The organism is Amycolatopsis taiwanensis DSM 45107 (genome assembly GCF_000519205.1).
Classification (GTDB): domain Bacteria; phylum Actinomycetota; class Actinomycetes; order Mycobacteriales; family Pseudonocardiaceae; genus Amycolatopsis_E; species Amycolatopsis_E taiwanensis.
The window spans coordinates 141,956-162,526 of the sequence record NZ_JAFB01000025.1; the positions used below are offsets into that span (position 1 = coordinate 141,956).

The window sequence follows — 20,571 nt, forward strand, 5'->3', positions numbered from 1 at the left end:
CCTACTCGTTGCGCGCCAAGCGCTTGATCGTGCTGGCGGGTGCCGGTTCGGCAGGTGGCTCGGCGGCCCGTACCTGCTCGACCCTGGCCGCCATGCGGGCGACCGTGGCGCCCTCGAACAGGGTCTGCATGGGCAACTTGACTCCCAGCTCGCTGCGCACCTGGGCGATCAACTGCACCGCGACCAGCGAGTTGCCGCCCAGGTCGAAGAAGTCGTCCTCGGCGCCCACCTGATCGGCGCCGAGCACCTCCTGCCAGAGTGCCGCGAGCTTCGCCTCCAGCTCGGTCGACGGCGGCACGTAGTCGCTGCCCGCGATCCGCTGTGGCCGCTCCATGGTGTCCTCGACGGCGGCGTCGGAGATCGAATCGGTGGTGAGGCCCGCGGTGCGGGCGAAGACCTCGGCCAGCGGCTTGACCGAGACCACGAGCTGCGGACCCGAGTCCGTGCCGAGCACCCGCCGAAACGCTTCGACGCCTTCCGCCGGCCGGATACCGATCTCGTCGGGCACCCGCTCGCCCGACGCCTCATGCACGGTCGTGGTCATCGCGCCGATGTCGACCCGCCGCAGGACCAACTCGGTGACCGACAACAGTTCCCGGCCGTCGGCGTCCACAACGGACACGTCGGCGGTGACCACCTCGGCTCCGGTCCCCCGGTAACGCAGGTGGCTCCAGGCGGCGGCCGGGATGGGCCCGCGCACGGTCACCTTGCCGTAGGCGAAGGGAAGGTAGGCGCCCTGGCCGGGGGTGCCGAACGAGGTGGCCATGTCGAGCAGGGCCGGGTGCAGGCCCCAGTCGGCCAGCTCGCCGGCGACCTGGCCGGGCGCGGCCAGGTGGGCCAGTTCCTCGTCCTTGCCGACGTAGAGGTTCTCGAGGCTGCGCCAGCGATCACCGAAGCCGAGCACCGGTGGGCCGTCGGCGCCGGGCGTGAGGCGGGAGTCCATCATGCTGCCGGCCACTTGCCGTTGCTCGCAGCGGTTCCGCACCGCGGCGATGTCCACAGTGGCTTCCATGCCGGGCGCGACGCGGGTGACGGTGCCGCGCACGTGCGTGCGGGCCGGGCCGCCCGCGGTGCTGCTGATGGTGAACTCATCTCCCGCGACGTCCACGCGCAGCCGGACGGACGTGTGATCCGGCACGGACAGTGGTTCGACGAACGCCACGTCGTGCAGTTCCACCGAGCCGGAGCCGGGCAGCAGTCGCTCGGCCGCCGCTCTGGCGATCTCCAGGTAGGCGGCGCCCGGCAGGACGGGCACTCCGGAGATCCGGTGCTCGGCGAGCACCCAGTGCGTGTCCGGCGAGATCACGCCCTCGCACCACGTGTCGTGCGCGGTGCGCAGGATCGGATGCGTCATCGGTGTGCCGGCCCGGCCGCCCAGTACGGCGGGTGCGCCGGATTCGGCGGCCATGCCGACCTCGAGCCAGCCGCCCCAGTTGACCGAGACCACCCGGGCCGGCCAGCCGTCGGCCGCGCGGGCGTAGGCGTCGAGGAACGCGTTCGCGGCGCAGTAGTCGACCTGGCCGAAGCCGCCCGCGAGCGCGGTGACCGACGAGCACAGCACCACGAAGTCGAGGGAGAGATCGCCGAACGCGGCGCGCAACGCGCTCGTCCCGGCCAGTTTGGGGGCGAGCACCCGCAGTGCGACGTCCCGCTCCTTGACCTCGGCCATGCCGCCGCCGGGGACGCCGGCCGCATGCACGATGCCGTCGATGCGGCCGAACCGCGCCAGCGCCTGTTCCCGCACCGAGCGCAGGGCGGCCACGTCGGTCACGTCCGCGGCGGCGACCAGCACCTGGCCGCCCGCCTGCTCGGTGCGCCGGATCGCCGCGATGGCGCGGCCCACCCGGTCCGGGCCGAGGTGGTTGTCCCATTCCTCGCGTGGTGGCAGGCCCGACCGGGAGAGCAGGACCAGCTTGGCGCGGTGCTGCCGGCCGAGGTGTTCGGCGAGGGTGATGCCGATGCCGCCGAGGCCACCGGTGATCAGGTAGACGCCTTCGTCGCGCAGTGCGTCGTCCACGGGCGGCAGCGGCACGCTCTCGGTGTCCGGCACCCAGCGCCGCCTCCCGCGCAGCGCCACGATCTCGTCCCGCGGCGCCCGCCGGATTTCTGCGTCCACGTCCCTGTCCGCACGCGAACCACCGGCCGGGTCCAGGTCGATGTGCCGCACGCTCAGCGTGGGGATCTCCAGCGGCACCACCTTCACGATGCCGGCGACCGTCGCGTGCTCGGGGTTGACCAGGTCGTGCCCGGTGACGTCCTGGGTGCCGCGGGTCACCACGTCCAGGTGCAGCTTGTCCTCGATGCCGGCCGCGGCCAGCGCCTTCACCAGGGCGAGCAGGTCGAAGAACCCGTTGTCCTGCGCGGCCATGACGTCATCGACGGGTGCCAGCGTCCGGGCGTGCACGATGTGGGCGGGAAGCCCGGCACCGAGCTCGGCGATCAAGGCCGGGTAGTCGCGCCGGTCGTCCGCCTCGATCACCTCGGCACCGGCGTCGCGCAGGGCCGTCACGATCTCCGGAGCAGTGCCCAGCACCAGGTACCGGCCGGGCGCATCGGCCGGTGCGGGCACAATGGACTGCCGCCAGGTCGGCACCGAGAACCACTCGTCGAGGGGCAGCGGACCGGTCCGGGCAGGCGGCTCCGGCTCGGCGTTCACCGGCGCCGGGTCGATCCAGAAGTACTTGCGCTCGTAGGGATACGTGGGCAGGGAGACCCGTTTTCCGGGCGCTCCGCAGGAGTCGTCGGAGAGGTCCACGCCGACCGTCCACAACCGACCTGCGGTGGTGTAGAGCAGGTCCAGCGCACGAGCCTTCTCGCCTTGCGCCGGGAGGCTGGGCAGCGGCGGCAGCGCGTCCTTGTTGCCTCGGGGCAGCTGCATGCGGGCGAGGCCGATGAGCTGCTTTCCGGGGCCGCACTCGACCAGTGCCCACGCGCCGTCCGCGAGCATCGTCGCCACGCACTGTCCGAACCGGACGGTCTCGCGCACCTGCCGCGCCCAGTAGTGTGGATCGGTCGCCTGTTCAGCGGTGATCCAGGTGCCGGTCACGTTGGACAGGAACGGCATCCTCGGCTCGTGGCGTGGCACGGCGGCCACCGCGGCGGCGAACTCCTCGAGCACCGGCTCCATGGTCGGTGAGTGGAAGGCGTGTGAGGTCTTCAGCCGCTTCGCCCCGATCCCCCGCTCCTTCAGCCGCTCGGCGAAGGCGTCCACCAGTTCGGTGGCACCGGCCACCACACAGGTGCCGGGACCGTTGACCGTGGCGATCGACAGCCCTTCGGGCAGCATGCCGGCCACGTCGTACTCATCCGCGCGGACGGCGAGCATCGTGCCCGGCGGCATCGCCTGCATCAGCCTGCCGCGGGTGACCACGAGCCGCGCGGCGTCCGCCAGGCTGAAGACACCGGCCAGCGTCGCCGCTACCAGTTCACCGATGGAGTGCCCGACCATGGCCTGCGGGCGCACACCCCAGGAGAACCACAGCTGCGCGAGCGCGTACTCGACGGCGAACAGCGCGGGTTGGGTGATGTCCGTGCCACGTAATGCCTCTTCGGCCGCGGCGCGCTGCTCGCCGGTAGCCAGCAGTGCGATGCGCACGGTGGTGCCGACCTCGCCGAACGCGGCAAGGCATTCGTCCACAGCGGACCGGAACACCGGCTCGTGTTCGTATAGCTCGGCCGCCATACCCGCGTACTGCGAGCCCTGCCCGGACAGCAGGAACGCCACCTTCGGCGGCTCGGTGCCCGCGATCCCCGGCTGGCGGCGCTTTCGGTCGCGCAACGCGAGCACGGCGTCCGCTGGGTCGCCGGCCACCACCGCGACGCGATGAGCGTGCCGAGCGCGGCCGACCCGCAAGGTGTGCGCGACGTCGGCGAGGTCCAGCTCCGGGTGGTCCGTGAGGTGACCGGCGAGCTGGTCGAGCATCGCGGCAAGCGCCGTTTCACTGCGTGCGGAGAGCCGCAACAGGCTCGCCGGGCGCCGGTGCGTCCTCGGCTCGTCGAGCGAGGGCGGTTCTTCGAGCACGATGTGCGCGTTGGTGCCACCCATGCCGAACGAGCTGACGCCTGCCCGCCGTGGCGCTCCCTCGGCGTCCCATTTGGACAGTGTCGAATTGACGTAGAACGGGCTGTTCGGCAGGTCGAGCCGCGGGTTGGGGTGCTCGAAATGCAGCGTCGGCGGGATCAGCCCGTGCTGCATGGCGAGCACCGCCTTGATCACACCCGCGACGCCCGCACCCTGGCTGAGGTGTCCGACGTTCGACTTCACCGAGCCGATCGCGCACCAACCGTGTTCATCGGTGTCCGCACCGAAGACGCTGGTCAGCGCCGCCACCTCGATCGGGTCACCGAGTGCGGTCGCGGTGCCGTGCGCCTCGACGTAGCCGATCGTGCGCGGGTCGACCCCCGCCATGCCCAGCGCCTGCGCGATCACCTCCGCCTGACCCTCGACGCTCGGCGCGGTGAACCCGACCTTGGTGGCGCCGTCGTTGTTGATCGCGTCGCCGAGAATCACCGCGCGAACGTCGTCGCCGTCGGTCAACGCGTCGGAGAGCCGCTTGATCAGCAAGACGCCGCCGCCGCTGCCCCAGAGCGTGCCGGTGGCCTCGGCGTCGAACGGGCGGCAGTGCCCGTCGACCGCCAGCACGCCACCCTCGGTGGCCAGATAACCCGCACCCAGCGGCAACTCGATGCAGACACCACCGGCGAGCGCCATGTCGCACTCGCCGTTGCGCAGCGACTCACACGCCAGGTGCAGCGCGACCAGCGAGGTGGAGCACGCCGTCAGCACCGTGAAGCTCGGGCCGCGCAGGTTCAGCTTGTAGGAGGTGAATGTGGCAAGGAAATCCGAACTGCTGCCCAGCGACACCGACAGCGCACCCGACGACGCCATGATCTTCGGGTTGCTGCGCAGGTGCCGCCAGCGGTAGTCCTCGTTGCCCATGCCGCCGTAAACGCCGATCTGGCCGTCGTAGCGGGCCGGGTCGTAGCCGCCGTCCTCCAGCGCGGTATGCGCGAGCTCCAGGAACAGCCGCTGCTGCGGGTCGGACAGTTGCGCCTCGCGCGAGGTCATGCCGAAGAACGCGGCATCGAAGTACTCGACGTCGTCCAGCACCGGTGCCGCGGGCACGAAATTCGGGTCGTCGACCAGATGCTCGGGCACACCCGCGGCCACCTGCTCCTCGCGGCTGAACCGGCGCACCGACTCCACGCCATCGGCGAGGTTGCGCCAGAACTGCCGCACGTTGCGGGCACCCGGCACGCGGGCGGCCATGCCGATGATCGCGATCGGCTCGATGCCCGCTGCCGCGCCCGCAGTCCCGCTCTCGCTGCTGGTCATCCTCGACCCTCCTGGCTTGGTAACCCGGTTCGTCTTGTCGCGGTGCGGCGTCGTGCGCGTTCCCGCCGGGCGGCACCGCGTTGTGCCGCCTTGGTCAGCCCGGAGCTGTCCGTATCGCCGTCCAGGAACCTGGCCAGGGCGCGGACGGTCGGATAGCGGAACAGGTCCACCACCCTGGGCCTGCCGGGCAGTTGCTCGGCGACGGACACCAGGTCCATCGAGGTACCGCCCAGGTCGAAGAAGTTCTGTGTGACCCCCACCGCGGGCTTGCCCAGCACGGCCGACCACGCGGCGGCCACCACGTGCTCGGTGTCGGTCGAGGGAGGGACGACGTCCGCGGGCAGGTCACTCAGCGGCACGGGCTGTGGCTCCACCAGGCCGGCGCGCAACGTGTCGAGGTTCGGTGGGGTGATCTCGCCCAGCGCACGTCTCGGGTGCGCAACGGCCGCGTCGAGCACGTACACCAGCGCGGCGAGCAAGGCATCGATGCGGGGCGCTGTGTAGAGATCGGGGTTGTAGACCACTTCGAAGCGCATCCGGCCGTCGCGCTCGACCAAATAGGTGGTGAGGTCGAACGGCGAACCAGGCAGGCCGGCGGGCACCATGCGCGCCTCGATACCGGGAAGTTCCAATGTGGACTGTGCGAAGTTGAACACGTTGAACAGCACCTGAACGAGCGCGCCACGGGACGCATCACGCGGCAGCGCCAGCGCGTCGACCACGCGCTCCAACGGCGCGTCCGGGTGGGCCAGCGCATCGAACAGCTCGTTGCGGCACGCGACCACAACCTCGGCGAACGTCCGCTGATCGGTGCTGCCGAGCCGCAACGGCACGATATCGACGAAGAAGCCGATCAGGTCGGCGAACGCGGCGTGCCGGCGGTCGGCCACCGGGGCGCCGATCACGACCTCCGCACGCCCGGCGATCCGGCGAAGCAGGTCGCCGAACGCGGCTAGCACCACAGTGGACGGTGTCGCGCCCAGCTCGGCGGCCAGCGCGCGGATCGCGGCGTCGGTCGCCGCGCTCAGCTCGGTGCCCGCGAACGCGCCCGCATAACTCTGTTCGGCCGGGCGTGGGTGGTCGCGCGGCAGGTCGAGCACCGTCGGCGCGCCGGCCAGGTGCTCGGTCCACCAGGCCAGGTCGTTCTTGCCCCGCCGGGATTCCCGCTCCTCCCGCCAGGCCACGTAGTCGGCGAACGTGGCAGCCGTGGCGGATTCCCGGGTCTTGCCCGCGTAGGCCGCGGCGAGGTCGGCGTAGAGGACGCGCTCGGACCAGCCGTCGAACACGGCGTGGTGCGCGGTGATCGCGAGCACGTGGTCGTCCTCGGCAAGACGCAACAGCCGGGCGCGCAGCAGATGCCCGGTCGCCAGGTCGAACCGTCCGGTCGCCTCCGTGCGCAGGCGCTCCCGCATGACCCGGTCTCGCTCCCCGGCGGCCAGGCCACTGAGGTCGTCGAGCGGCATCGGCACCTCGGCGGGCGGGTCGATGACCGCGTACGGACGGCCGCCCTCGTGCGGCACCCGCCAGCGCAGCACGTCGTGCCGGGTGACCACCTCGGTCAGCGCGCGGGCCAGCGTGCCGGTGTCCAGCGGGCCGCGCAGTCGTTGTGCGAGCGCGATGTTGTAGGCGGCGGCGTCCGGGGCGAGCTGGTCGAGGAACCACAGTCGGCGCTGCGCGGCGGACAAGGCCGGTGGGTGACCGGTTTCGACGTCCACTCCGGACACTTCATCGGCCCGCGCGACCCGTTCGGCAAGGGCACCCAGGGTACGCGCGGCGAACACGTCCTCCACCGCGACGTCGCGGCGAAGCTCGAACCGGATCGCCGCGACCAGGCGCATCGCGCCCAGCGAATGTCCACCATGGACGAAGAAGTCGTCGGCCGCGGATCGTGCGGGCGCACCCAGCACCTCGGACCACAGGACCGCCAGCTCGCGCGGCACGCCCGGGATGTCGACGACCGCTTCCTCGTCGACGGTCAGGCCGGCGACGAGCGTGGCCAGGTCCACCTTGTCGGAACTGTTGAGGGGCAACACATCCAGGCGCTGGAACCTGGATGGCACCATGACGGCGGGCAGCCGCTCGGACAGGTACTCGCGCAGCGCGGCGGCGTCCGGCGCGTCAGCGGGCGTGACGAACGCGGCCAGCGTGACGTCATCGCGAACCGGTACGGCGGCCACGACGGCGTGAGTTATGTCAGGGTGGCCGCGCAGCACGGACTCGATCTCGCCGAGCTCCACCCGCTGGCCACGAACCTTCACCTGCCGGTCCACCCGGCCGTGGAAGCGCAGCTCACCGTCGACGCCCCAGCTCACGAGATCCCCCGAGCGGTAGAGCCGCGCGCCGGGCTCGTCGCCGAACGGGTCCGGCACGAACAGCGCGGCGGTCAGCCCGGGCCGGTCGAGATAGCCGCGGGTCACCCCCGGGCCACCGATCAGCAGTTCACCCGGAACCCCCTGTGGCACCAGCGCGAAGTTCTCGTCCACCACGTACAGGCGGTGGTTGAGCATCGGGCGGCCGATCGGGATCGGCGTGGTCCACTCGCCGGACGCGGGAAACCCGGCCACCGCGACGGTGGTCTCGGTCGGGCCGTAGCCGTTCATCAGCCGTCGTCCGTCGGCGGTCCAGCGGGCCACCTGCTCGGGGCCGGGCGCCTCGGCACCGGTGACGATCGAGCGGAGCAGCGGCAGCTCCCCCGGCGACAGCAGGGGCAGCAGGGCGGGCGGCAGGTCGGCCCAGGTGACCTCGTGCTCCACCATGAAGCGGCGTAACCGGGCCGGGTCCGCCCGGTCGGACTCGGCGGCCAGCTGGATCGACGCGCCGACCATGAGCGCCACCAGCAGCTCCAGCACGGACACGTCGAAAGCGATCGACGTGATCGCCAGCGCGTGGTCACCGAGCCGGATGCGGCCGCGGTCGTGGATGCTGGTCATGAACGCCGCGATGTTGGCGTGCGAGACGACGACCCCCTTGGGGCGGCCGGTCGAGCCGGACGTGTAGATCACGTAGGCCGCGTTGTCCGCGAGCACGGGGCAGGCGAACGGCTCGGCCCGCTCCCGGGGCAGGTCGATCAGCGCCAGCCCGGTGCCGGCGAAGATCGCGCGCCCGGCGTCGTCGGCCACTACACACACGACACCCGCGTCGGCGGCGATTTCGGTGAGGCGCACCGGCGGTAGGTCGGGGTCGAGCGGCACGTAGGCGCCACCGGAAAGCAGCGTGCCGAGGAGCGCCACGAGCAACGACGGGTGCCGCCCGACACAGACGCCGACCCGGCTCTCCGGTCCGACTCCGTTGTCACGCAAGGTCTCCGCGAGACGGGAGGCCAACCCCAGCAGCTCCCGGTAGGTGAGCCGGACGTCCCATTGCCGCACCGCGATCGTGTCCGGGCGTTCGGCGGCGTGGCGTGCGATGAGACCGGGAACGGTACCGCCCGGTACGCCGGGGCGATCGGCGGCCATCCACTCGGCCGGGACCACTTTGGACATCGGCTCCCCCTTCACCGCGCCGCCTCCGGATCACGGAACTGCAGGCGCATTTCCGAGAAGTACCGGCGGCCCTGGCCGTCCGGCACCCATGCCTCCTCCGGCGCCGGCAGCATTTCGGTGACCGTCAGCAGGACGTCATCGCCGCCCGCATCGCGCGCCGCGCGGACCATCGCACAGAACGACGACACGTACCGCGGCGCCGTGAAGTCGACGTACACCGGCTTCGTCTCGGTGGCGATCTTGACGAACACCCGCTCGGGCAGGCCGAGCGCCGCTCGCCAGCGCCGCGCGGCGAGGAACCGGTCGGCGAACTCGCGTGCCCGCGCCAGTCCGCTCTCCGCCACGGTGCAGCGCCATGTCCGGCGCGACACCACCAGCTTGTCGATCGTGATGCGCGGCGTGTGCGATGCCGCGGCCACCAGCTTGAACGCGTCCACGGCGTGCATCGCGACCAGTTCGCCGAACAGCTCGATCAGCGGCCAGCTCCGCCCGTCCGCCGCCGCGGCGACCAACTCACCATCCACATCGGACACCGTGAGCGCGGTCAACGGCAGCAGCCGGTCCGGCACGATGCCCGGCGCGTCGGTGAACGCCAGCTGGATGTCGCTGTCATCGTCGAGGTAGCGGGCGATGCGGCCGGTCAGGCGTGGGAAATCAGGCGGATACAGCAGCAGGGAACGGCCCGGCCCGAGATCGTCGCGCAACGCGGCGCGTAACCGCTGCGGATCCTCGTGTCCCAGCACGAAAACCGCGCAGTTGAAGGTGGCCCACGCCGCGTGCAGTTCGCCGAGCACGATGGTGAACTCGCCTCGGTTCACCGCCTCGGCACTCGCCGCGCAGATCGTGAGATCGGGGCTGTGCAGCCGCGCGCCCGACCACCCTGGCGCCTCCGCCGGGAACTGCTCGGCGACCGCCGCCGCCAGTTCGGCACTGGTGAACTCGACATGCTCGGTGTTTTCGGAGCCCATGGCGTCCACCGCGAACACCGCGGCCCAGCGGCGCACGAACTCGGCCGTCACCTGGTCGGCGGGCCGGTCCACGCTGCCGAACAGCGGCCCCTGCGCCAGGTACCACAACGGACCGGCGGGGATCGTGGCGGTGCCCAGTTCGGTGGCCAGGTCGTCGTACAGCTCCCGCAACGCGTAGCGGTAGGCATCGGCGATCGCGGCCGAAAGCCAGCGCACCGAGCGCAACAGCAGTTCCATCGGCGCGGCGAGCGCCTCGAGCACCGGACCGCCGAGCACGACGTCCAGGTCGCGCACGGTGTCCTCGTAACAGAGCGCCCGCCCCGCGTACATCTCGCCGTCACGTTGCCGAGCGGGCACGCCCGCGTGGCGGACGAACTCCGAATCCAGTGTGGACAGTGCGGCGGCGAGCCGATCCGGCCGGCCCGCGGCCGCGGCGACCTCGTCGCGGGCAGCGCGCAGACTCTCGAACGCGCTGAGCACTCGGTGCCGGACGGTGTCCTCGCCGATCCGATGCAGCGCATCGGAGAGCACGTCCTCGGCGTCGGGGCTGACCGGCAGGTCGATCCCCCAGGTCACCAGCCCGCGCTCGGCCAGCTGAGCGAGCAGCACGTACCCGTCGGATTGCTTGTGCAGCACCGCATCCGGGCCGTCCGCCAGCTCGGCGGTCAGCGCGACGGCCGGCCGGCCGTCGCAGCGGGCGAGCGCCGCCGCCTCGGTGGGCGTCACGGCCAGCGGCGGTTGCGCGGGCCGCAGCACGCGCGTGCCGTCCAGGGACAGCGGCGCCCGCAACCTCACGGGCAGATGCGGCCGCACCTCGTGGTCATCGGCGAGCTTCGCGGCGAACGCGGCCAGCGCCCACCGCTCGAACCAGACCCGGCGCTCCCGGACGAGCCCCGAGCCCGGTTTCACCTGCGCGGCCGGGGCGTCGGGGTCGAGGGTGAACCACGTGACCGGGCCGAAGAACCCGACGGTCTCGTTCTTGGCGCAGTACCGCTGCCAGTAGCGCGCGACCAGCTCCTCGCGGATCCGCTGGCGATAGCGCGACTTCTTGTTCTGCCGCGCCGGATCGGGCGCGGGCCCGGCCTTGCGCAGGCCGTCCAGCGCGACGAGCATGGCCGGGTTCTGCCAGGTGACCGCCTCGCGGAAAAGCGGGTCGCCGGCCAGCTCCCAAGCGGTGCGGGTGGCATCGGCGACCGCGGCCGCGAACGCCTCGTCGAACTCGGACCGCCCGCCGGCCCCCGCCAGGAACGCGTCCGCCGCCTCGGCCGCGGCCGGTGCCGCGAACCGGTCCAGCCCCTCGGCCGGGAATCCGGTGGTGCGCAGCAGGGCGTCCCGCCAGACCCGCCAGCCGGTGCCCGGCAGCCCGACGAGATGACCGGCGGCGCGCACGGTCATCGGCCGGCCCCTTGCGGTTCCACCGGGTCGACCAGGTGCAGCCGCAACTCGGAGGTGTAGCGCTTGCCGCCGGAGTCGGTCAGCCACGCCTGGTCGGGCGTCGGCATCATCTCGCTGACCGTCACCCCGGCGTCGCCGCCGCCCGTGCGCTGCGCCGAACGCAGCATCGTGCACAACACCCGGGCGTAGACCGGGCTGGTGAAGTCCACATAGCACGGTTTGATCTCGGTGCTCACCCGGACGAAGACCCGTTCCGGCAGGCCAAGGCCGCTCGCCCAGGCACGTACCGCGAGGTAGCGCTCGCGTTCACCGGTGATGTCGGCGAGGCCGGTCTCCGTCACCGTGCACCGCCACGACCGGCGCAGCAGCACCAGGTCGTCGACCATGACCCGCGGTGTGTGCCCGCGCACGCCGGTGAGCTTCCAGGTGTCGAACGCGTGGATGCCCAGGAAGTCCGAGACCAGGTCGAGCAGCGGGCGGCGGGTGTGACCGGGCAGGAACGCGATCAGCTCTCCGTCCACTTCGGACACGGTGATCGCGGTGATCGGCACCAACCGGTCGGGGTTCGCACCGGGCGCGGCGGTGAAGCCGAGCTCGATGTCGTCCCAGCCGAACATCCAGTCGGCATTACGGGCGCACTGCCTCGGCCACTCGTCGGGCACCAGCGGGTGCACGCGGCCCGCGGGCACGTCCGCGCGCATGGCGGCGATCAGGTCGTCCTCACGCTCGACGCCGACCCGGAAGAAATCAGTGTCCAGCGTGGGCATCCCGACATGCAGCTCGCCGAGCACGACGGAGAATTCGCCGCGGGCCAGCGCCTCCGCGCTCGACGCGCACACGTGTACGTCCGGCGAGTGCAACCGGGCCATCGGCCAGCCGGGTCGCGGCGCGGGGAACGCCTCGTCGACCGCCGCGCTGAGCTCGGCGGTGGAGATCCGGACGCACTCGGCCTCCGCCGGAAGGTCGTTGATGCCGAGGATGTCCGCCCAGCGACGGCCGAACTCGTCCACCACCTCGGCGGCGGGCAGGTTTTCGCCGAACAGCGCGGTCTGCGCCATGAACAGCAGCTGGTCGAACGGCACCTCGTCGGTGGACAGTTCGGCGGCGAGCTCCTGGTGGAGCCGGCGGAGGGTGTCGCGGTATACCTCGGCGAGCGTGCTGGTGAGCCAGCGGCATGAGCGCAGCACCGGTTCCATCGGCGCGAGTGCCGCGAGCACGGGGCCGCCGAAAGTGAACTCCGCGTCCCGCGCGGTGTCGAGGTGGACCAGCGTGCGCCCGGCGTAGGTCTGGCCGTCGCGGTGGTGCGCCGCGCGACCGGTGACCTCGGCGAAATCGTTGTTGAGCTGCTCCATGGCCTTGGCGACGGCCTCCGCGCCGTCCGCGTCCGCCAGCGCGTCCCGCGCGGCGACGAGCCGGTCGAAGACGCCCCGCGCACGCTCGCCCGCCGCACCCTCGATCCTCCGCACCTGCGCGCGCAGCGCGTCCTCCGCGGACAGGTTCATGGGCAGGACGAACTCCCAGCGCAACACATCCTGCTCGACGAACCGGCTGAGCAACGGGTACACGTCGTCGGGTCGGCGCACCCCAGACCCCGGCACGGCGGCGGCCTCCGCCGCGACTTCCGCGGCGACCCGGCGCCCGTCGCAGCGCTCGAGCACGGCGGCCTCACCGGCGGACAGCTCACGCGGCGGCCTGCCCGGGACGAGCAGCCTGCGGCCCCGTACACACAGGTGGGGCTGCAGCGCGACCGGCAACCAGGGCTTGACTCCCTCGTCCTCCGCGATGCTCGCGGCGAGCGCGACCAGTGCCCACCATTCGAAGAAGACCTTGCGCATGCGGGTGAGCGACGGGCCGTGCCCACCGGTCATGGCGGGAGCCTGCGCATCGACGGTGACCCAGCACATCGGGCCGAAGAAACCGATGCTGTCGTTCTTCACCGTGTAGCGCTGGGCATACTTCGCGACGAGTTCCTCGCGTCTGCGACGGTTCGCATTGCGCGGCGCGTCCGGGCCGTCCCGGACGATGGCCTCCGGTGCGTTGAGCGCGCCGAGATTCTGCCACGCCATGGCCTCGCGGAAGCGCGGATCGGCCGACACGTCGTAGACCGCGCGGCCGAGTTCGGCGGATGCCTCATCGAACGCGGCGTCGAAGGCATCCCGGCTGCCGGTGCCCGCCCGGAGCGCGTCGGCGGCCGCGGCGAGCGAGGGCGCGGCGAAGGACTCGATGACGTCGGCGCCGAATCCCGCGGAGCGGAGCAGGCCGGCGCGCCAGACCAGCCACGAAGTTCCCGGAATAGGCGTCGCGTGGTCCGGCACGGTCAAGGCGCATCAACCCCAGTTCCGTCGAACATGTAAGGTGCTTTCGGACCGGCGAAATCTTCCTGCCGAACACACCGGGAGCTTCATAAAGTTAGCACCGGTTAACGCGATTGCAGAATAGCCGGCAGGACTATTCATCAGGACCATTCGGCCCAATGCTGGCTACGGTGAACGGCGGCTCCACCCAGAGCCGTTCGGGTTCGAACGAATAACCCGGCAGCGGAACCCGCCTGCCGGGCGCAGTCGTTTCTGTCCGCGCAGCGGCCTGCCCGGCGGGAACCACCGTCAACTCACCGGTAAGTGCCTGGCATGCCTGAGAAATCGTTGATACCACAACGTTTGCGCGGTAGGCGAACGCGGACCGCCCCACCCGCAGCGTGTAGGCCACATCGGCGAGTGACAGCTCCGGATGCTCCGTCAGGTGGGCCGCGAGCCGGCGCGCGGCGGCGCGAACGGCCTCCGGCGTTCGGCCGTTCAGTGTCAAGTCGTGCACGGAATCGTGCGGTGCGGACGACGGCCGGTCCGGTGGTTGTTCCACGATCACATGCGCGTTCGTTCCACCCATTCCGATGGCACTGACACCGGCCCGCCGAACGGCATGCGTGGTGGGCCAGGCCATGGTCTTCTCGGCGACCGAAAAACCGGTCGGCGTGAAATTGATGCCGGGATTCGGCACGACAAAATTCGGATTTGCCGGAATTGTTCCGGTTCGCACCGCGAGCACCGCCTTGATCAGCCCGGCGATACCGGAGGCGGCATCCAGGTTGCCCACGTTCGCCTTCACGCAGCCGAGCGTGCACCGTGACGGCGCCCCGCCGGCCGCGGCGAACGCGCGGGCGAGCGCCTCCACCTCGATCGCATCGCCGACCGCCGTGCCGCCACCGCTGGTCTCGATCAGCCCGATCGTCTCCGGCGCGAGCTCGCCCGCGGCGAGGGCCTCGGTCACGGTGGCGGCTTGGCCGTCCACGCCCGGAGTGAGGAACCCGGCCCGCGCGGCGCCTTCGTTGGTGACCGCCCAGCCCCGCAACACCGCGTAGACGTGGTCACCGTCTTCCCGCGCGTCCGTCAGACGCTTCAGCAGCACCGCACCCGCACCGTTGCCCGGTGCCGCTCCCGCCGCGCTCGCGTCGAAGCTGCGACAGCGGCCGTCCGGGGAGAGCACGCCCGCCTCGGTGGCGAGGTAGCCCGACGGCGTGGTCGACGTGACCGCCACGCCGCCCGCGATCGCCATGTCGCAGCGGAAATCCTGCAGCGCCTGCGCGGCGAACGCGACCGCGACGAGCGAGCTGGAACAGGCGGTCTGCACCGCGACACTCGGCCCGGTCAGCCCGAGCTTGTAGGACACGCGGGTGGGCAGGTAGTCGGGCGTGTGCCCCGGATCGAGTTGCCCGTCGGCCCGCAGCGGCGACTTCGCCGGGTTCGGCAGCAGGTGCCGCAGCAGGTACTTGTTCACCGCCGCGCCGGCGAACACGCCGACCGACCCCGCGTAGCGGGTCACGTCGTAGCCGGCGTCCTCCAGCACGGTCCACGCGATCTGCAGGAACAGCCGGTGTTGCGGGTCGAGCAGCTCTGCCTCGCCCGGCGGGTAACCGAAGAAGCCGGCGTCGAACCGGTCGAGGTCGTCAAGGTGTCCGGCGGAGCGGACGTAGTCCGGGTCGGTAAGCAGGCGGTCCGGGACGCCCGCGGCGCGCAGTTCGTTCTCGGGGTAGTCGCGGATCGAATCGACGCCATCGAGCAGGTTGCGCCAGAACGTCTCCGCATCCGGCGCGCCCGGAAACCGCGCCGCGATCCCGATGACCGCGATCTCGTCACCCACGTACTCGGTCACGGCTGCCTCCCGGGCTTGCGGGCAATCCGGCGGCGCGCCATCCGGTCGGCCACCGCGGTCAGCCCGCCGGTCGCCGCGGTCTCTTCCGCGAGGTGCGCGGCGAGGCTCGCGACGGTCGGGTACTGGAACAGGCGGTGCAAGGGAATCTCCCTGCCCAGCCGTTCCTCCAGTAGTCGCGCGACCGTTGCCATCAGCAGTGAGTGCCCGCCCGCGTCGAAGAAGTTCTCGTCGAGGCCCACCGACGGAACGCCGAGCACGTCGCACCAGACGCCGGCGACGAGCCGTTCGGTGTCGGTGCGCGGAGCCTGCGCTGTGCCACGGTGCGTGGGCTCGGGCAAGGCGCGGGCGTCGATCTTGCCGGTGGGTGTGAGCGGCAGGGCGTCGAGCACCACTACCGCGGCCGGGACCATGAAGTGCGGCAACGTCGTGCCGACCTGCTTGCGTAGCAAGATCGCGTCGATCTGCTGGCCACCCGCGGGTGCGACATACGCGACGATCTCGCTGGTGCCGTCGGTTTTCGGCCGGGCCACCGCGGCCACCTGGCCGACCGCCGGGTGATCGGCCAGCGCGGCCTCGACCTCACCCAGTTCGACCCGGTACCCGCGGATCTTGACCTGCCGATCGGTGCGCCCGGCGAACACGATCCGGCCGTCCGGCAATCGTCTGCCGACGTCGCCGGTGCGGTAAGCGCGGACGCCGTCGACCTCGAGGAACTTCGCGGCGTTCGCCTCGTCGTTCTCCCAGTAGCCAACGGAAACGTGGCTGCTGCGGACGACGATCTCGCCGTGCAAGGCGGCGCGTTCACCGTCCGGCGCGAGCAGGACGACCTCGACGCCGTCGAGCGGCCGCCCGATCGGCAGCACCCCGTCCGGCACCTCGCCCGCCATCGTCACATGGTTCTGGCACGCGAAACTGACTTCCGTGGCGCCATAGCCGTTGACGAAGACACAGTGCGGCTCGAAGTGCTCCCGGTAAAGCCGGACGTCGCGGGCGGTCAGCTCCTCACCGCCCAGCAGGATGACGCGGATGCTCGGCAGCTTGTCCCCCGGCCCGAGCGAGCCGAGCAGGTACCGGTAGACCGTGGGCGTGGAGTGGTAGATCGTCACGCCGGTCTCGGTGAGTCTGCGCGCGAGATGGCCGAGGCCGTGCGTGCGGATGTCCACGAGGACCGCCGTCGCGCCGGTCACCAGCGCGGTGAACAGGTCCGTCACCGAGGCGTCGAAGCTGAACGACGACAGCACGCTCACCTTGTCGTCGCCCGTGATCTCGTGCCGGGTGACGTGGTTTCGCACCTGGAACTGGACATTGCGGTGGCTCTGCAACACGCCCTTCGGGCGGCCCGTGGAGCCGGAGGTGTACAACACGTAGGCGACACTGTCCGCTGTGGACGGTCCCGTGCCCGCGCCGTCCCGTGCCTGCACGGTGGTCACGTCCACCGTAGGCACGCCGGTGAGTTCGGCGGCCAGTCCGGCCGTGCCGGGCTCGACCAAGATTAGGCCGATCCGCGCGTGCTCGGCCATGTAGCGCAGTCGTCCCGCGGGATAACCCGGATCAAGCGGCACATAGGCGTTGCCCGACAACAGCACACCCATGATCGCCGCGGGAGTGCGCCTGCCGTGGCCGAGCATGATCCCGACCTGCCCGCCGGTCCCCCCGATGGCGGCCTCGACAGCAGCGGCGATACCCGACGCCATCCGATACAGCTCGTGATAGGTCAGCTCGCCGTCGTCCGCCCGCACGGCCGGCCGATCGGGCCAGACCTGGGCCACCCGCACGAAACGGTCCGGAATGGACTGTCCGAGCGTGCTGGTGTCCAGCTCCTCGACCTCGGGCTCCATCGTGGTCCGGGTAAGCGCCTCGCCGGCCAGAACCCTGGCGAGGTCGCGCGCCAAACACCGCTCCAGCCGCTCGTCCTCGCAGTCGACCGTCACCCCGCCCCCACCGGCGCGGAGGTCCACCTTGCCGTAGTGCCGCCACACGTCGGCGCCGCCGGTGTAGCGGCGCACCAGATGTTCGATCGCGGCCGCGAGGTCGGCCGCCGATCCCGCCGGCACCTCGACGGTCATGTCAGCGCCGCCACGATGTCGTCGACGGTGCGCACCACGGTCATCGCCTCGCGCTCCAGTGGCATGTAGTCCGCCGTGGTGTAGAAGCCGGAGCCGTGCACGACGACCTCGCCGCCGCTCTTGATCAGGCCGCGGTCGAGCGCGTTCAGCACACCGGTGGTCGCCATGACCAGCGACCACTCGCGGACCGTACGGAAGTCGCCGGGCAGCGGCCGGCTGGTGCCCGCGTACCACGGCCGCAGCACCGGGTAGCGCCGGAGGCATTCCGCCAGCGACACCACGATGCCGGCGCCGCCGTAGGTCTCGATCAGCGGGTTCATCTCCGCCGAGGTGACCGGCGCCCGGGTGTAGAAGGTCGGGTCGAGCACCTCCTCGGGATCGAAGGTGACCTGCGGGAAGTGCGGCGACGCGTGTTGCACGTACAGCCCGGTTTCGGTGTCCACTGTGTACTCGGGCATGGCCGACCGGTCGTGGCTTCCGTAGTGCAGGCTGAGCACCATGTCCGGGGTGCCGAGATGCTGCACGAGCAGGTACCCGGCACGGTCCTCGGCCCGCGCGATGCCCTGCTCCTCCAACACTTCGCGGCCCAGCGAATAGCCGAGCAGGCCGAACGCGCTGGACACGGCGTGCGCGTGGACGCGCCCCTGGCCCGCGCGCGCAGGAGTGATGTCCTGTTCCAGGAACGCCCGCGCCGCGTCTGCGATGACGTAGTTGCGCAGCTCCAAGGAAAACCACATACGGCTGCCGTGCCGTTCGGCCAGCCACGCGCCGTGCTGCTCGACGAACCGTTTACCCAGCAGCTTGACGTCCTCGGGCTGCGCACCGTCGTAGACCAGTACCGGATTGAGCTCCCGCAGGTCGTCCTCGGCCGACAGCGGGCTACTCCGCAGCTTGTCCACACAGGACTTCGGCGCCAGCGTCACGATACGCAACTGCTCACGGCCGGCCAAGCCGGTGGAGATCGCGCGCCACACGGCGTCACGCAGTGCCGTGCCCTTGTTCGCGGAGGTCGGCGAGAAGATCAGCACGGAGTTGCCGGTTCGCCGGATGTACTCGACGGCGCGCGCCACGATCAGCAGCGAGGCCAGCGTCTTGGTCGTGTTGGTGCCGGGGTTGCGCATGAGGTCCAGCAGCATGAGCCTGCTGTCGCCGTACTCGCCGAGGTGATGCAGGTCCGCCCCGGCCACCGAGAAGTACTCCCGCACGCCGTCGTCCAGTTCGGGTAACGCGAAGCCCGGCGTGAACGCGCCCGCCTGCTCGACCGGCCCCGGGTCCGGGACGTACCGGTCGATCACCGCGGGCAGCCGGTCGTAGTAGTCGAGGATCAGGTTGCGCGTGGCCGTGCGGGCGGTGTCGGCAGTGGCGTTCGGCATGGGTGGCGCCTCTTTCGTCGTCAGCGGTGGATTCGAAATGCGGGGCACGCCGGGTCACGGCGCCACCTCGCGGAGTCGCTCGCGCAGGGCGAGCAGCCGTGCGCAGGCGTAACGGATCTCGGTGACCGGAAACGGTTCGGCGAATTCCGGCACGTGCTCACCGACCGACGGCGCGAAGCGGACCTGGCCACCGTCGACTACGACACCGTCGAGCAGTGCCATCCGCTGGTTCCACGCGATGGCCGCCTCGGCGTCGATCCCCTTGGGCAGGCGCAGTTCGATGCTCCGGTCCCGGATCCGCACGGGGTAGCCACCGGGCAGCCCCAGCGGGGACGGCACATGGGTGTCGGTGGTGCCACCGGTGAGAAGGCTGTCGATCAGCCGGGCGGCGGCATGCCCGCCGATCTGATTCAACTCTGCGCGGGCAGTGGACCGCATGCCGGCGAGCAGCGCGCGCACGTCGTCTCGTTCGACGTTCTCGCACCAGACGCGCGCCTCGTCGGCGGTGTCGGCCGGCGCATGCAGATGCAAATGATGAGCCAAAAGGTGCAACGACCGATGGTCTTTCCAGTCCAACGTGGCGGCGATCGCGGCCGAAATGGTCGAAATGTTTCCAATGCCGCAAAACACCGGAAAACCCAGCGCGTGCGCGACCGGATTGACCGCATCGGGAAAGCAGGCATTGATCAGCAGACAGTCGGGCGCCACCCGCCGCAGTGATTCCGCGACGTCGATCAGGAGTTCGGCCTGCAGTGGCAAGGTAAGGCCGAAACCGGTCATACGGAGCAATTCCGTCCATGCCGAGGGCGCCGTGCCGCGCTCCCACGGCGACTGGTGCGACAAGCAATGCACGACCAGATCGGGCGCCAGTTCGCCCAGCACACCGTCCAGGTCGGCAAAATCCACGCCGCGGCCGTAGAAGACGACCGCCCGCTCGCTCACCCTCGCCCGTACGCTGGCGACGAACGCGAGCTCGGCGGCTTTACCGCCGGCACGCGCCAGAATGCTGACCGTTGCCGGTGTGGTCAATTCCGTGGCAAGGGAATAGCACACCGATCGCGCCAGGGAGCCACTGCCCGTGACGACTATCCTGGGAACCGAAACCCGGCTCACCATCCGGCCGGATCGCCATCGTCTGCAGTTCCCACGATCCAGACCTTAGCCGCGATCACGCGACGCGGGAAGGCATACCCGGTTGGAATCTGACCAGCCGGCATTACGCCGAATGCCCTATCGCGTTAGCGGCCGTTTGCTGATCAACGCCGCCGGCTCCCGGCTTGAACCCGCGCCGGCCGTGCACGGGTGAGGCCTGCTCGACGCCACTGGACATCGGACGCGCCGCCCGCGTCGTTCCCCGCAGCATCCGACGCGCGCTTAACCAGCGAGATCGCGGATGCACCTTTCCAAACTGCACGAAACGTCCCAAGTGGACACATGCACACCACGTCGCCCACTGGGCCGTAGGCGGCCCCACCTCGCTCCAGAATCTGACACTGTTGTGCCACCACCATCATCGGCTCATCCACCACAGCGCCTGGGTGCGCCATGAGGCGCTTGTTGTATCGAACGGAGGTGGGAGACCTTCGTCGCTGGGTCGTCGCAGCGATCTGGTGAAGCTGAGGGCAGCCTGAATCCTGTTGGGAGTGTTGGGGTTTGGGTGGGAAGCGGCCCTGACAAAGGCGGGGCGTGCCAGTACTGCCAGATGGTGCGTGCCTGTTGAGCGAGATGAGAAGGTATACGTGAGAAATCAGTGTTTGACGCCTCGTTATGTGGAGCCGGCTCGAAACCTGGTGGATCTGGGCCGGT

The 20,571-nt window shown here is 70.8% G+C and carries 9 protein-coding genes; 1 reads left to right on the forward strand and 8 read right to left on the reverse strand.

Features of this window, described 5'->3' with window-relative positions; all coding sequences use genetic code 11:
* Position 1 precedes the first annotated feature (1 nt).
* The 8 genes from A3CU_RS0120590 to A3CU_RS0120625 all read right to left on the reverse strand — a co-directional run bounded on the left by A3CU_RS0120590 (position 2) and on the right by A3CU_RS0120625 (position 19,881).
* Entirely contained in the window at positions 2 to 5,335 is a 5,334-nt protein-coding gene (locus tag A3CU_RS0120590; RefSeq protein ID WP_052371913.1) for a type I polyketide synthase, read from the reverse strand.
* A complete protein-coding gene (locus A3CU_RS0120595; protein ID WP_052371919.1) occupies positions 5,332 to 8,817 on the reverse strand; it encodes a non-ribosomal peptide synthetase in 3,486 nt (1,161 codons plus the stop codon). Before A3CU_RS0120595 ends, A3CU_RS0120590 begins: the two co-directional genes overlap by 4 nt.
* 11 nt (positions 8,818 to 8,828) lie before the next feature.
* Complete coding sequence (locus A3CU_RS0120600; protein ID WP_027943910.1) at positions 8,829 to 11,180, reverse strand: lantibiotic dehydratase; 2,352 nt, start codon at positions 11,178 to 11,180, stop codon at positions 8,829 to 8,831.
* Positions 11,177 to 13,495 carry a lantibiotic dehydratase gene (locus A3CU_RS0120605; RefSeq protein ID WP_027943911.1) on the reverse strand — a complete coding sequence of 773 codons (2,319 nt, stop codon included), beginning with the start codon at positions 13,493 to 13,495 and terminating at the stop codon, positions 11,177 to 11,179. The genes A3CU_RS0120600 and A3CU_RS0120605 overlap by 4 nt, the downstream gene beginning before the upstream one ends.
* Positions 13,496 to 13,628: 133 nt before the next feature.
* Entirely contained in the window at positions 13,629 to 15,326 is a 1,698-nt protein-coding gene (locus tag A3CU_RS45770; protein WP_052371914.1) for a beta-ketoacyl synthase N-terminal-like domain-containing protein, read from the reverse strand.
* Positions 15,323 to 17,392 (reverse strand): non-ribosomal peptide synthetase, encoded by a 2,070-nt coding sequence (locus A3CU_RS45775; protein WP_052371915.1) that lies wholly within the window; start codon positions 17,390 to 17,392, stop codon positions 15,323 to 15,325. The genes A3CU_RS45770 and A3CU_RS45775 overlap by 4 nt, the downstream gene beginning before the upstream one ends.
* Entirely contained in the window at positions 17,389 to 18,765 is a 1,377-nt protein-coding gene (locus tag A3CU_RS0120620; protein WP_027943912.1) for a DUF6002 family protein, read from the reverse strand. Before A3CU_RS0120620 ends, A3CU_RS45775 begins: the two co-directional genes overlap by 4 nt.
* A 54-nt stretch (positions 18,766 to 18,819) precedes the next feature.
* Positions 18,820 to 19,881 (reverse strand): Rossmann-fold NAD(P)-binding domain-containing protein, encoded by a 1,062-nt coding sequence (locus A3CU_RS0120625; RefSeq protein ID WP_043841843.1) that lies wholly within the window; start codon positions 19,879 to 19,881, stop codon positions 18,820 to 18,822.
* A 161-nt stretch (positions 19,882 to 20,042) separates the two neighbouring features.
* On the opposite strand from A3CU_RS0120625, the gene A3CU_RS55695 reads away from it, so the two are divergent.
* Complete coding sequence (locus A3CU_RS55695) at positions 20,043 to 20,396, forward strand: HNH endonuclease signature motif containing protein (RefSeq protein ID WP_425388268.1); 354 nt, start codon at positions 20,043 to 20,045, stop codon at positions 20,394 to 20,396.
* Positions 20,397 to 20,571 lie beyond the last annotated feature (175 nt).